12 protein-coding genes are annotated in these 12,866 nt (G+C 74.5%); 4 read left to right on the forward strand and 8 right to left on the reverse strand.

The features are described from left to right. Nucleotides 1-8: 8 nt before the first annotated feature. The 3 genes from NFU81_RS15015 to NFU81_RS15025 are packed head-to-tail and all read right to left on the reverse strand — an operon-like array spanning nucleotide 9 to nucleotide 3,030. Complete coding sequence (locus NFU81_RS15015) at nucleotides 9-941, reverse strand: ABC transporter ATP-binding protein (protein WP_251489800.1); 933 nt, start codon at nucleotides 939-941, stop codon at nucleotides 9-11. Further along, the gene (locus NFU81_RS15020) at nucleotides 938-2,035 is read right to left on the reverse strand and encodes a FecCD family ABC transporter permease (protein ID WP_251489801.1); all 1,098 of its coding nucleotides are present in this window, start codon (nucleotides 2,033-2,035) and stop codon (nucleotides 938-940) included. Before NFU81_RS15020 ends, NFU81_RS15015 begins: the two co-directional genes overlap by 4 nt. Further along, entirely contained in the window at nucleotides 2,032-3,030 is a 999-nt protein-coding gene (locus NFU81_RS15025) for a FecCD family ABC transporter permease (protein WP_251489802.1), read from the reverse strand. The genes NFU81_RS15020 and NFU81_RS15025 overlap by 4 nt, the downstream gene beginning before the upstream one ends. Before the next feature lie 131 nt (nucleotides 3,031-3,161). Between NFU81_RS15025 and NFU81_RS15030 the strand changes: the two genes are divergently transcribed. Further along, complete coding sequence (locus NFU81_RS15030) at nucleotides 3,162-3,809, forward strand: HAD family hydrolase (protein WP_251489803.1); 648 nt, start codon at nucleotides 3,162-3,164, stop codon at nucleotides 3,807-3,809. 9 nt (nucleotides 3,810-3,818) lie between these two features. Here NFU81_RS15030 and NFU81_RS15035 read toward each other — a convergent pair whose 3' ends face one another. After that, the gene (locus tag NFU81_RS15035) at nucleotides 3,819-4,058 is read right to left on the reverse strand and encodes a hypothetical protein (protein WP_251489804.1); all 240 of its coding nucleotides are present in this window, start codon (nucleotides 4,056-4,058) and stop codon (nucleotides 3,819-3,821) included. A gap of 157 nt (nucleotides 4,059-4,215) precedes the next feature. On the opposite strand from NFU81_RS15035, the gene NFU81_RS40830 reads away from it, so the two are divergent. After that, a complete protein-coding gene (locus NFU81_RS40830; protein WP_033173507.1) occupies nucleotides 4,216-4,599 on the forward strand; it encodes a cold-shock protein in 384 nt (127 codons plus the stop codon). Nucleotides 4,600-4,726: 127 nt separating this feature from the next. Here NFU81_RS40830 and NFU81_RS15045 read toward each other — a convergent pair whose 3' ends face one another. From NFU81_RS15045 to NFU81_RS15060, 4 genes are all read right to left on the reverse strand, one after another. Further along, nucleotides 4,727-5,620, reverse strand: a complete 894-nt coding sequence (locus tag NFU81_RS15045; protein ID WP_251489805.1) for a 1,4-dihydroxy-6-naphtoate synthase — start codon at nucleotides 5,618-5,620, stop codon at nucleotides 4,727-4,729. Beyond that, nucleotides 5,607-6,302, reverse strand: coding sequence for a futalosine hydrolase (locus NFU81_RS15050; RefSeq protein WP_251489807.1), 696 nt, complete (start codon nucleotides 6,300-6,302; stop codon nucleotides 5,607-5,609). The genes NFU81_RS15045 and NFU81_RS15050 overlap by 14 nt, the downstream gene beginning before the upstream one ends. A gap of 4 nt (nucleotides 6,303-6,306) precedes the next feature. Next, complete coding sequence (locus NFU81_RS15055) at nucleotides 6,307-6,798, reverse strand: hypothetical protein (RefSeq protein WP_251489809.1); 492 nt, start codon at nucleotides 6,796-6,798, stop codon at nucleotides 6,307-6,309. A 192-nt stretch (nucleotides 6,799-6,990) separates the two neighbouring features. Then, complete coding sequence (locus NFU81_RS15060) at nucleotides 6,991-8,367, reverse strand: MFS transporter (protein WP_251489811.1); 1,377 nt, start codon at nucleotides 8,365-8,367, stop codon at nucleotides 6,991-6,993. Nucleotides 8,368-8,627: 260 nt separating this feature from the next. Between NFU81_RS15060 and NFU81_RS15065 the strand changes: the two genes are divergently transcribed. Next, nucleotides 8,628-9,518, forward strand: coding sequence for a DUF3027 domain-containing protein (locus NFU81_RS15065; RefSeq protein WP_251489812.1), 891 nt, complete (start codon nucleotides 8,628-8,630; stop codon nucleotides 9,516-9,518). A 103-nt stretch (nucleotides 9,519-9,621) separates the two neighbouring features. Then, nucleotides 9,622-12,819: a sacsin N-terminal ATP-binding-like domain-containing protein gene (locus tag NFU81_RS15070; protein WP_251489814.1), complete on the forward strand. Its 3,198-nt coding sequence runs from the start codon at nucleotides 9,622-9,624 to the stop codon at nucleotides 12,817-12,819. Nucleotides 12,820-12,866 lie beyond the last annotated feature (47 nt).

Raw genomic sequence — 12,866 nt, forward strand, 5'->3', positions numbered from 1 at the left:
ATCTCCGTTCAGAGATGCGGAGTTGCTGCGGCGTCGTGCGGTGTGTCGTCGGACGGCTTCCAGGGTTCGCCGGGCACGACCAGCGGGCTGCCGGTCACCGGGTCGGGCACGACGACCGACGCGAGGCCGAACACCTCGCGTACCAGCTCCGCGGTGACGACCTCGCCGGGCGGACCCTCGGCGACGATCCGGCCGGCCTTCATCGCGATGAGGTGGTCGGCGTAACGGGCGGCCTGGTTGAGGTCGTGCAGCACCGCCACGACGGTGCGCCCGCGCTCCCGGTTGAGGCGGCGTACGAGGTCGAGCACCTCGACCTGGTGGGCGATGTCCAGGAAGGTCGTCGGCTCGTCGAGCAGCAGCAGGTCGGTGTCCTGGGCCAGGGCCATCGCGATCCAGGCCCGCTGCCGCTGCCCGCCGGACAGCTCGTCGACCAGCCGTCCCGCCAGGTCGCTCGTCGCCGTACGCTCCATGGCCTCGGCGACCAGCCGCTCGTCGGACTCCGACCACTGCTGCCACCACTTCTGGTGCGGCTGGCGGCCGCGCGAGACCAGGTCGGCGACGGTGATGCCCTCCGGCGGCACCGGCGACTGCGGCAGCAGGCCGAGGGTGCGGGCGATCTGCCGGGTCGGGACGCGGGCCAGCTCGGCGCCGTCCAGCAGGACCGAGCCGTGCCGCGGCTTGAGCAGCCTGCCGAGGGCTCGCAGCAGGGTCGACTTGCCGCAGGCGTTGGGGCCGACGATGACCGTGACCCGGCCGTCGGGGATCTCCAGGTCGAGCGCGTCGACCACGACCCGGTCCTCGTAGGCGAGGGTGAGGCCGCGGGCGGCGAGCCGGTTCTTCGGCACGTCGCTGCGGGCGCCGCCCGCACGGTCCCGAGCGGGCCCGGCGGCGGTCGCCGCCTTCTGCGCGGGGACGGACGGGGTGGGCTCAGGGGTCGTCATGACGGCTCTCCGGAACGGCTGCGGCCGCGGACGATCAGCCACATCAGGTAGGGCGCACCGACGGCGGCGGTCATCACGCCGACCGGCAGCTCGGTCGGCGAGAACAGCTTGCGGGCCAGCAGATCGGCGACCACCACGACCAGCGCGCCGGTCAGGGCGGAGGCCAGCAGCGGGATCTGCGCGGTCCTGGTCAGCCGACGGGCGATCTGCGGGGCGAGCAGCGCCACGAAGTCCACAGGACCCGCCGCCCCGGTGGCGACCGAGGCCAGCACGACGCCGAGCGCGACCAGGCCGAACCTGACCCTGCCCAGCCTGATGCCGAGCGCCGTCGCGGTGTCGTCGTCGAAGGACACGCTGCGCTGCGCCCGCGCCGCCCACAGCGCGCACGGCACCGCGACGAGCAGCACCAGCGCCAGCGGCCGCGCCTCGGCGTAGCCGCGGCCGTTGAGCGAACCGGTCAGCCAGACCTTGGCCTGCTGGGCGACCAGGTAGTCGCCCTTGGTCAGGAACAGCTGCGTCACCGACGACAGCGCCACCGAGAAGCCGATCCCGATGAGCACGAAGCGGGCCGCGTGCAGCCCGCGCCGCCGCGCGAAGACGTAGACCAGGGCCGCGGCCGTCAGCCCGCCGGCGACCGAGAGGTAGGGCAGCGCGGTGTACGACGTCACGCCGTACGTCATCGCGGCCACCGTCACCGCACCCGCGCCATGGGTCACGCCGATGACGTCCGGGCTGGCCAGCGGGTTGCGGGCGACGGTCTGGATCAGCGCTCCCGACACCCCGAAGGCCGCGCCGACCAGCAGGCCCAGCACGAGCCGCGGCTCGCGCAGCTCGCCGACCACCAGCTCGTCCGGGCTCGGCCGCCCGAAGACCACCTTCACCACCTCGCCGGGCGCCACGAAGGACTCCCCGACGCACAGATACGCCACGCAGACCGCCGCCAGCAGCACGGCAAGCACGCAGGTGACCGCGAGCGCACGCCGGTGCACCAGGAAGGAGCCGCGCCCGCCGGGGCGCACGACGGCGTAGCCCGCGGGCCGGAACCGGGCGGCGGGACGGGGCACCTGAGGGGGCGCAGGACGGGTCGCGCTCATGCCGCCACCACCGACCTGCGCCGGACCAGCGCCACCAGGAACGGCACCCCGATCAGCGAGGTCATCACCGCCACCGGCACCTCGGACGGCGGGAAGACGATCCGCCCCACCACGTCCGAGACCAGGATCATCACCGGGCCGAGCAGCGCCGCCATCGGCAGCACCCAGCGGTGGGCGGTGCCGACCAGGGCGCGGGCCAGATGCGGCACCGCCAGGCCGACGAAGGCGATCGGGCCCGCGGCGGCGACCGCGGCGCCGGTCAGCACGGTGGCCCCGAGCGCGCCGGTCAGCCGCAGCAGCGCCACGTTCTGCCCCAGGCCCTTGGCGACGTCCTCGCCGAGGGCGAGCGCGTCCAGGCCGCGGGCCATCGCCAGCACCAGCAGCAGGCCGACCGCGAGGAAGGGCCAGATCATCCCGATGATGTCGGTGTCCCGCCCGGACAGCGAACCGACCTGCCAGAAGCGGTAGGTCTCCAGTGTCTGGGCGTCGGTGGTCAGCACCCCGGACACGACCGAGGCCAGGAACGCGTTCATCGCCGCGCCCGCCAGCGCCAGCTTGACCGGTGAGGCCCCGCCCCTGCCGCGGGCGGCGACCGCGTAGACGGCGACGGCTGCCGCTCCGGCGCCCGCGAAGGCGAACCAGACGTAACCGCTGAGCGTGCCCACCCCGGCGTAGGCGATGGCGCACACCACGCCGAGGGACGCGCCCTGGCTCACCCCGAGGATGCCCGGCTCCGCGATCGGGTTGCGTGTGACGCCCTGCATCACGACCCCGGCGACCGCCAGCGCGGCGCCGACCATGATCCCGATCACCGTGCGCGGCACCCGCAGGCTGCGGACGACCTCGGCGTTCTGGCTGGTGCCTCCGTGCAGCAGCGCGTCGAACACCTGGGACGGCGGTATCTCGCGGCTCCCGACGGCCAGGCTGAGCAGCACCGCCAGCAGCAGCGCCGCCGTCGCCGCGGCCATCCAGCCGGTGCGGCGGCGCAGGTGCATGTCGGTCGGTCCTCCGGAGGGCGGCGGCCGTCTGGCGCCGGGCAGGCTTAACTTAGGCTGGGCTAACTATACGGGGTGCCTCCCGGAGCTCCGGGGTGAGGTTGACCCTGCGCGCGGGGCGACCTGTGACAATGGGTGCCGTGACCAACGATCTCTCCTCCCTTTCGCCGGCTCTCACGGTCGGCTTCGACCTCGACATGACCCTGATCGACTCCCGGCCCGGGATCAAGGCCGTGTACGACCGGCTCGCGGCGGAGACCGGCGTCTTCATCGACTCCGACCTGGCCGTCACCCGGCTCGGCCCGCCGCTGGACGACGAGTTGGCGAACTGGTTCCCACGCGACCGGATCCCGGAGGTCGCCGACCGCTACCGCATGCTCTACCCCGACCACGCCATCACCCCCACGCCCGCGATGCCGGGCGCCCCCGAAGCGGTGGCGGCGGTCCGGGCGGCAGGCGGCCGTCCGGTGGTCGTCACCGCGAAATACGGTCCCAACGCCGAGCTTCACCTCGCCCATGTCGGCATCGAGGCGGAACTGCGCGGCTGGCTGTGGGCGGAGGCCAAGGCCGAGGCGCTGATCGAGTGGGGTGCGACCGTCTACGTCGGCGACCACACCGGGGACGTGCGGGGCGCGCGCAAGGCGGGCGCGCTGTCGGTGGCGGTGGCCACCGGGCCGTGCAGCGCGGCGGAGCTGCGGGCGGCGGGGGCCGATGTCGTACTCGCCTCCCTCACAGAATTTCCCGGCTGGCTCGCCGCCCACACCTCGGCAGCGGCCTGACCTTCGGATTCACGCCTGTGGGTGACCCTCGGGCCGCCGCTGCGCGAGTGCCGATCGCAGGAGGCCCAGCAGCGCGAGGGCGAGCCCGACCCCCATCAGCATCGACACGAAGTAGGCGGGTGTCGGCAGCCGGTGGGTGCCCAGCAGCAGCGGCGCGACCGTCGCCAGCGTGCCGGCCGCCCCGACGAGGAAGACGATCGCGCCGATCCTGACGAGCAGGTCACCGGCGCCCATGGTTTGTTTGCTCACCGGACAAGGGTAGGTCCGTGCTGTGGGGCGCGAGCAAACGGGACCTCGCCGTCTTGTCACACAGCACCTGGCCATTAGCCTTGGTGTCAGCGGGTCTCCGGTGGACCCGCTGCTGTCTTATTCAGAGCGGTTTCGAGCAATGAGGACGAGGTCGGACGTGCCTACCGGCAAGGTCAAGTGGTTCAACAGCGAGAAGGGCTTCGGCTTTCTCTCCCGCGATGACGGCGGCGATGTCTTCGTGCACTCCTCCGTGCTGCCTGACGGGGTCGCCGCGCTCAAGCCCGGCCAGCGCGTGGAATTCGGTGTCGTCGCGGGCCAGCGTGGTGACCAGGCGCTCTCGGTGACGCTGCTGGACCCCGCGCCCTCGGTCGCCGCGGCACAGCGCCGCAAGCCCGATGAGCTGCTGCCGATCGTCCAGGACCTCACCACGCTGCTCGAAGACGTCGCCAGGTCGCTGCAGCGCGGCCGCTATCCGGACAAGGCCCACGGACACAAGATCGCCTCCGTGCTGCGAGTGGTCGCCGACCAGCTCGACGTTTAGGGGCGCGTGCCCGACCGCGAACGGGTAACGGCGCACAAGCCGCCAGGCGGCGCTTTGCCGGAGGTCCATCTTCCGGTAAAGCGCCGCCCGCGTTTTTCCGCGCCCCGCGAATGCCGGGGCAATGTTTTCAGAAAGCCAGCGCGTCCGCGCCCAGCGGAGGCACGAGTCCTTCGGCGGCCGCACGAGTGAGCAGTCCGCGTACGGCGGCGTATCCGTCCGCACCGAGGTCGGCGGTGAATTCGTTCACGTACAGGCCGATGTGCTGGTCGGCGACCGCCGGGTCCATCTCCTGGGAATGCGCCAGCACATAGTCCCGCGAGGCGGTCGGGTCGTCCCAGGCCATGCGGACCGAGGCGCGGGCCGCGTCGGCGAGGGCGTGCAGCCGCTCCTTGCCCAGCGAGCGGCGGGCGATGATCGCGCCGAGCGGGATGGGCAGCCCCGTGGTGGCCTCCCAGTGCTCGCCCATGTCGGCGAGCTTGTGCAGCCCGTAGTTCTGGTACGTGAAGCGGGCCTCGTGGATCACCAGCCCGGCGTCCACCCGGCCGTCCCGCACCGCCGGCATGATCTCGTGGAAGGGCATCACCACGATCTCCCCGACACCGCCGTCGAGCTCGGCCGCGGCCCACAGCCGGAAGAGCAGATACGCCGTCGAGCGCTCGCTCGGCACCGCGACCTTCCGGCCCGCCAGGTCCGTGCCCGGCTCCCGGGTGAGCACCAGCGGCCCGCAGCCGCGCCCCAGCGCCCCGCCGCAGGGCAGCAGCGCCCAGTCGTCGAGCACCCACGGCAGCACCGCGTAGGACACCTTCAGCACGTCGAGCTCGCCGCGCTCCGCCATGCCGTTGGTGATGTCGATGTCGGCGAAGGTCACGTCGAGCGGCGGCGCGCCGGGCACCAGCCCGTGCGCCCACGCGTGGAAGACGAAGGTGTCGTTGGGACAGGGGGAGTACGCGATCCGCAGCGCGTCCGTACCGCCGCCGCTTTCCGCCGTACCGGTGCCGCCGCTGCTCTCAGGTGCCGTCATGTGCTGCCTCAACCTCCAGTACGCCGGGGAGCTTCCCGAACGCCGACGTCAGCGCCGCCAGCGCCTCGCCGATCCGCCAGGCCGCGCGGTCCCGCGGGCCGACCGCGTTGGAGACGGCGCGGATCTCCAGCACGGGGAAGTCGAAGAAGGCCGCCGCCTCCGCCACCCCGAAGCCCTCCATCGCCTCGGCCACCGCGCCCGGGTGACGGCCGGCCAGCTCCGCGGCCCGCTCGGCGGTGCCGGTGACCGTGCTGACCGTCAGCACCGGCCCGTAGGCGGCGGCGAGCGCGTCGGCGACACTCCGGCTGAGCCCGGCGGGCGGGCGGTGCTCCGAGCGGCCGAAGCCCAGCTCGGCGACCGGGGCGAAGCCCTCGGCGGTCTGCGCGCCGAGGTCGGCCGCCACGATCGTCTCGGCGACGGCGAGCGAGCCGACCGGCGCCGCGGGTGCGAAGCCGCCGCCGATGCCCGCGGAGATCACCAGGCCGGGGTGCCAGCGCTCGACCGTCAGCTTCTCCATCAGGGCGTACATCGTGCCGGCCGCGGCCGCCGCGGGGCCGACGCCGACCGTGACCGCCTCGAAGCCGCTGCCGGCCCTGCCCGCGGCCGCCAGGCCCGCCGCGACGGCGTCCCGCTCGGCGTCGACCGCGGTCAGCACCAGCACGTGCCTGCGGCGGGCGCGCACCGGGCTACTTGCCCCTGATCAGGTTGAACTGGATGACGCGGAAGGAGGCCTCGCCGCTGGTGTCGGCCGACTCCACGATGTTCAGCGTCACCTGCTTGGCGGTGGTCGTCCCGCCGGTCTGCTGGTCCTGGGTGTTGAACAGCTGCTCGCTGTCCACCGACCAGTACGTCTTGTCCTTGAGCGGCTCCGGCGTGACCAGGGTGGTGCCCGCCGCGATCAGCCAGCCCTTCTTCGCGATCGAGGGGTCGACCCCGATCCGCACCTGGTCGCCGACGGGCACGGTGATGTGGTGCGTGGGGATGCCCTGGAGGCACGCGAGGAACGCCACCTGCGGGAGCTTCTTGCCGTCGTTGTAGCACTTGTCCGCGGCCTCCGCCTGCACGGTCTTGCTGCCCACGGTCACGGTCGCCATGGCGGTCGGCTTGTCGCAGGCGGTGAGGACGACAAGCCCGAGGGAGAGGGCACCGATGGTGGTGGCAGCGCGGCGAATGCTCATGGCAGGAGGCTACCGGGCGGTCGCCCCCAGTCCGCGCGGGGGTGCGCGTGTCCCCAGGTGGGGCGCCCGCACCGGTGGACGGCGGCAGACCCGTACGGGTTACGCCGTCGCACATTGCCGCGCCCGCGCCGCCCGCGGCACATTGCCGGGCGTTTTCGGCCACGCGAGGCTCCCTGCTGCGCCACGCCCCGGCTACGCCACGCGCGCGCGGGCAGAAGTGCCGCGCCGGGCGGAGCCGAGCAGACCGCGTGCGGACACCAGGAAGGCCACGAGTACCAGGCCCGCCGCGCACGCCATGCCCAGCGGGCCGTTCAGCGGCAGCAGTATGCCGAGGCCGCCGCCCACCACCCAGGACAGCTGGAGCGCGGTCTCGGAGCGGGCGAAGGCAGACGTCCGCACCAGCTCCGGCACATCGCGCTGGATCAGCGCGTCCAGCGACAGCTTCGCCAGCGCCTGCGAGATACCGGCCACCGCGGTCAGCGTGGCGACGGTGATCAGGCTGTACCAGCCGGCCGCTATCGTCGCCGCGCTCAGCGCGCAGATGAGCACCGTGGCGATGATCACCTCGGGGCCGCGGGCCTTCAGCCAGGCGCCGAGCGCGGTGCCGAAGGCGTTCCCGACACCCGCCGCGACACCCACCACACCCAGTGACATGGCAGGCGTCAGCCCGCCGAGCGGGTGCTCGCGCATCATGAAGGCCAGGAACATCGTCAGGAAGCCGGACAGCGACCGCAGCCCGCCGTTGCCCTGGAGGGCGTGCAGCACCGACGAGCCGACGCCCAGCAGCCCCGGTTTGCGGCCCGGAATGCCGGACGGCTCCGGCGGCGCCTCCTCGTCGGCCGACAGGCGCACCCGCTGCTCGCCGCGGGCCGAGTCGACCTTGCCGGGCAGCGAGAGCGACAGCAGCGCGCCGCAGATGAAGACCACGAAAGCGCCGTAGAGCGGCCACTGCGGCCCGATCACGTTCAGCCCGGCAGCCACCGGCGCCGCGACCGCGGTGGCCAGCAGGCCGGACAGGGTGACCCGGGAATTGGCCTTCACCAGCGTCGTCCGCCCCGGCAGCAGCCGTGGCACCACCGCGCTGCGGACCACGCCGTACGCCTTCGACGCCACCAGGACGCCGAGCGCCGCCGGATACAGGCCCAGCCCAGCGGTCGAGATCACCCCGGCCATCGTCCAGGCCAGCACGGCTCTGGCCATCATCGCCATCGCCATCGCGGCCCTGCGGCCGTGCTGGAGCCGGTCGAGCAGCGGGCCGATCACCGGTGCGAGCAGCGCGAAGGGCGCCATCGTCACCAGCAGGTACAGCGCGACCCGGCCGCGGGCCTCGCCGCTGGGCACCGAGAAGAAGACGGTGCTGGCGAGCGCGACCGTGATCATCATGTCGCCGGCGGAATTCACCGCATGCAGCTCGATCAGTTTGGCCAGGCCGGACTCGCCCGCGCCTCCGGCATGTGTCGTACGCCGGATACGCCTGCGCAGCCAGCCGGCCGGTCCCCCCACGCCGTGCACGAGGGCGCGACCGGCTCTGCGCGCAGGCCCTCGGGCGGTGGTCGTGGTTCTTGCCATGACGCAATCCTGCCCCAAACGGAAGTCGGCTCACCCCCTCCTTTGCGGGCGTGGTGCGCACAGGTACCGTGCGATCACGCAGAATGGGTGGCAACAGGTGCGCCCGAGGACGCTCGGGCAGGACCGGATGAGGCAGGGAACGTAGGCGTCGAAGCGGTCCGCAGGTCCGCTCCGCTGCAACTCTCCGCGTCGGGTCCTTCCGCCCGCGAGCGCACACGTGAGACGGCGTAGAGAGAGAAACGATTTCTGTGAGTGCAGCGATGCGAAGCCGTACCCCTGACCGCCTGTGCGCCGAGGCCGTCGACGTAGCGAGGGCGGTCACGCTGGAGGCGGCGGGGCCGCAGTCGGTCGGCGAGCACCTCGGGGTCGCTGCGGAGGGCGACCGGGTCGTCACGCACTTCTTCGCCTGTACCGAGCCCGCGTACCGAGGCTGGCGCTGGGCCACCACCCTGGCCAGGGCGTCCCGCGCCAAGGTCGTGACCATCGACGAGACGGTGCTGCTGCCCGGCGAGGACGCCGTCCTCGCGCCGGAGTGGGTGCCGTGGAGCGAACGGCTGCGGCCCGGCGACATGGGTCCTGGCGACCTGCTGCCGACCGAGGCGGACGACCTGCGCCTGGAACCGGGCTGGACCGGTGACGACGAGCCGCCGGCCGGCGAGCCCGGCGCGGAGGTCGAAGGGGTCGAGGAGGACGCCGACGTCGTCGTGCCGTCCGTGGCGACGATCGGCTCGATCGCCGGCCAGCTCGGCATGGGGCGCCCCCGGGTGCTGTCCCGCTACGGGCTGCACGCCGCCGCCGACCGCTGGGACGAGCAGTTCGGACCCAAGTCGACGATGGCGCAGGCCGCCCCCGCCAACTGCGTCAGCTGCGGCTTCCTGGTGCCGATCGCCGGCTCGCTCAGCCAGGCCTTCGGGGTCTGCGCCAACGAGTTCTCGCCGGCCGACGGCCGCCTGGTCTCGCTCGGCTACGGCTGCGGCGGCCACTCCGAGGCCGCGGTCATGCCGCGTCCCCCGCAGCCCGCCCCGATGGTCCTCGACGAGCTGCACGACACCGACCCGCTCGCCCTGCACCCCGCCGAGGCCGCGGCAATGGACGACGGCGCGGCAATGGACGCAGCCGAGGCCGATGGGGAGGACCCGGGCGGCTCCTGACGCCCGCGCCCTCCCCGGGGCGCGGGATGAAGGGCACGCCGAATGGCGGTACGGTCACCGTGCACTGCCCTCAGGGGCGTACTCGGCGAGCGAAGGACCGCACGTGACCCGCGCAGGCGTAATCCGGACGCCCCCGGAAGGCCACCCCGACCCCTTCCGTACGGCGGACCTGCGCCGGGCGGTCCTCACCGCCTGGTCCGCCTCGGCCGCCCGCTTCCGCGAGGACGCCAATGCCGAGGAGGACCTCGCCCTCGGCGGCCACCGCGACCGGCTGATCGTCGAGCTGGCCCAGAACGCCGCCGACGCCGCCACCCGCGCCGGCGTCCCCGGGCGGCTGCGGCTGACCTACCACGAGGCCGCCGGCGACGCCCCCGCGGTGCTGGCCGCCGCCAACACCGGCGCCCCGCTGGACGCGCCCGCCGTCGAGTCGCTGTCCACGCTGCGCGCCTCCGCGAAACGCGACGAGGGACCCGCCGCCGTCGGCCGCTTCGGCGTCGGCTTCGCGGCCGTCCTGGCCGTCAGCGACGAGCCCGCCGTCGTCGGCCGCAGCGGCGGGGTGCGCTGGTCGCTGACCGAGGCGCGCGCGCTGGCCGCGGAAGTCCCGGGCCTGGAAGAGGAATTGCGCCGCAGGGACGGCCATGTGCCGCTGCTGCGGCTGCCGTTGCCCGCGGAGGGCAGCGCGCCCGACACGTACGACACCGTCGTCGTCCTGCCGCTGCGGGACGGCGCCGCCCAGGACCTGGCCGGGCGGCTGCTGGCCGCGGTGGACGACGCCCTGCTGCTGGCCCTGCCGGGACTCGCCGAGGTCGTCATCGACACCCCCGCGGGCGTAAGGACGCTGACCCGCCGCCAGGCCGAGGACGGCGACGTCCTGGTCGAGGACTCCGCCGCGCCCGCCGCCACCCGCTGGCGGGTCGTCGGCGACGGCGGCGCCCTGACCGCAGAGCTGCTCGCCGACCGCCCCGTCGAGGAACGCCTGCGCCCGGTCTGGGCGGTGACCTGGGCCGTGCCCGTCGCCGCCGACGGCTCGCCGGCCGCACCCCGCACCGCGGGCGTCGTCCACGCCCCGACGCCGACCGACGAACCGCTCGGCCTGCCCGCGCTGCTGCTGGCCTCGCTCCCGCTCGACCCGACCCGCAGGCACGCCGCCCCCGGGCCGCTCACCGACTTCCTGGTCGAGCGCGCCGCCGACGCGTACGTCACGCTGCTCGCCGGCTGGCGCCCGACCTCCGAGGGCGTGGTCGACCTGGTGCCCGGACCGCTCGGCAAGGGCGAGCTGGATGCGGAACTGCGCCGCCGCATCCTGGCGCAGCTGCCCCGCACCCCCTTCCTGCCGCGTGCCGCCGAGGTCCCGCCGCAGGCCGCCGCGGCGCCCGCCGCCGACCTCGACGGCTGGGACGGCGGCGGCCCGCTCGCCGGCGATGGCCAGCCGCTGCGGCCCGTCGAGGCCGAGGTCGTCGAGGGCGCCACCGCCGAGGCGGTACGCGTCCTGGCCGAGGTGCTGCCGACCCTCGTGCCGTCCGCGCTCGAACGCCGCCCCGCCCTGCGCCAGCTGGGCGTCGGCCGGCTCACGCTCGCCGACGCCGTCGACCGGCTGTCCGGCACCGAACGCCCGGCCGCCTGGTGGTGGCGGCTCTACGACGCCCTCGCCGGCACCGACGCCGACGTCCTCAGCGGCCTGCCCGTCCCGCTCGCCGACGGCCGTACGGTGGTCGGGCCGCGGCAGGTGCTGCTGCCGGTGCCCGGCGACGACTCCGCCGCCGTGGACCCCGCGCTGCTGGCCAGGCTCGGGCTGCGGGTCGCCCACCCGGACGCCGCGCACCCGCTGCTGGAGAAGCTGGGCGCCGCCCCCGCCACGCCACGGGCGGTGCTGACCACCCCGCAGGTACGGGCCGCGGTCGCCGCCTCCCTCGACGAGGACATCGCCTGGGACCAGGACGAGACGGGCCTGGACGCCGACGAACTCGCCGACACCGTGCTGACCCTGGCCCGCGCCGCCGGCCTCGCCCCGGGCGACGAGCCGTGGCTCGCCGCGCTCGCGCTGCCCGACGAGGACGGCGAACTGGCCCCGGCCGGCGAACTCGTGCTGCCCGGCAGCCCGCTGGAGGCCGTGCTGCGGGAGGGCGAGCTGGGCACCCTGGACGCCGACCTGGCCGATCGCTGGGGCGAGCAGCCGCTGACCGCGGTCGGCGTGCTCGCCACCTTCGCCCTGGTCCGCGCCGCCGACGTCGTCCTCGACCCCGACGACCTCGAACCGCGCGACAGCGACTGGGCGGAGCCCGACGACGTCGGCCTGCTCGACGCCGTCGACGTCTGGTGCGAGGACGTGCTCGACCAGCTGCCCGAGACCGATGTGCCGCCGGTCGCCACCGAGATCATCGGGGTCAGGGACCTGGACCTGGTCGACGACGACGCCTGGCCGCAGGCCCTCGCGCTGCTCTCCCGGCCGCCGCTGCGGGACGCGGTGACCGCCCCGGTCCGCGTGCTGCTCCCGGACGGCACCACCGAGTCCGTACGCCCTTACGCCGCCTGGTGGCTGCGCGACCACCCGGTCCTGGACGGCCGCCGCCCGGTCGGCCTGCGCGCGGCCGGCGGCGACCGGCTGCTCGCCGGGCTCTACGACGAGGCCGAGACCGACACCGCGGTGGACGAGCAGGTGCTGCGGGCGCTCGGCGTACGCACCACGGTGGCCGCGCTGCTGGCCGAGCCCGGCGGCGCAGCCGAACTGCTCGCCCGGCTCGCCGAGCCGGAGCGCGAGGTCGCACCGGCCCAGCTGCACCGCCTCTACGCGGCCCTGGCCGAGCTGGACCCCGACCAGGTCACCCTGCCCGACGAGCTGAGGGCGGTCGTCGACGGCGAGACGGCCGTGGTGGACGCCGCCGACGCGCTGGTCGCCGACGCCCCCGACCTGCTGCCGCTGTCCGGCGGGCTCGCCCTGCTGCCGGTGCCGCCGCGTTTTGCCGCGGACCTGGCCGAGCTCTTCCAGGTCCGCCGGCTCAGCGAGGCCGTGGACGCCGCGGTGACCTCGCAGGGCGAGCCGCACGAGGTGCTGCCCGCCGTGCACGACCTGCTGCCGGGCGCCCCCGGCTCCTACGTCGAGCACGAGGAGCTGCTGCTGGCCGGCGGCGTCGAGGTCGACTGGCGGTACGCCGACGGCACGCTGCACGCCGCCACCGTCGAGGGCGTCGCCGCGGGCCTGGCCTGGGCCGCCGGCCACTGGGAGCGCCGCTTCGAGCTGGCCGCGCTGCTGGAGGACCCGTCCCGTACCGAGGAGCTGGCCCGCGACCGCTGGTTCGACTGACGCTGCCGCAATGTGCGTCGGGCGCCGGTCCATTGCGGCGCCCGCCG

It is taken from the genome of Actinacidiphila cocklensis, from assembly GCF_907177275.1.
Lineage (GTDB): Bacteria > Actinomycetota > Actinomycetes > Streptomycetales > Streptomycetaceae > Actinacidiphila > Actinacidiphila cocklensis.

Coding starts and splice junctions, on each gene's coding strand:
- NFU81_RS15015 (WP_251489800.1), bottom strand. CDS start 941: ATGACGACCCCTGAGCCCACCCCGTCCGTCCCCGCGCAGAAGGCGGCG.
- NFU81_RS15020 (WP_251489801.1), bottom strand. CDS start 2,035: ATGAGCGCGACCCGTCCTGCGCCCCCTCAGGTGCCCCGTCCCGCCGCC.
- NFU81_RS15025 (WP_251489802.1), bottom strand. CDS start 3,030: ATGCACCTGCGCCGCCGCACCGGCTGGATGGCCGCGGCGACGGCGGCG.
- NFU81_RS15030 (WP_251489803.1), top strand. CDS start 3,162: ATGGGTGCCGTGACCAACGATCTCTCCTCCCTTTCGCCGGCTCTCACG.
- NFU81_RS15045 (WP_251489805.1), bottom strand. CDS start 5,620: ATGACGGCACCTGAGAGCAGCGGCGGCACCGGTACGGCGGAAAGCGGC.
- NFU81_RS15055 (WP_251489809.1), bottom strand. CDS start 6,798: ATGAGCATTCGCCGCGCTGCCACCACCATCGGTGCCCTCTCCCTCGGG.
- NFU81_RS15060 (WP_251489811.1), bottom strand. CDS start 8,367: ATGGCAAGAACCACGACCACCGCCCGAGGGCCTGCGCGCAGAGCCGGT.
- NFU81_RS15065 (WP_251489812.1), top strand. CDS start 8,628: ATGCGAAGCCGTACCCCTGACCGCCTGTGCGCCGAGGCCGTCGACGTA.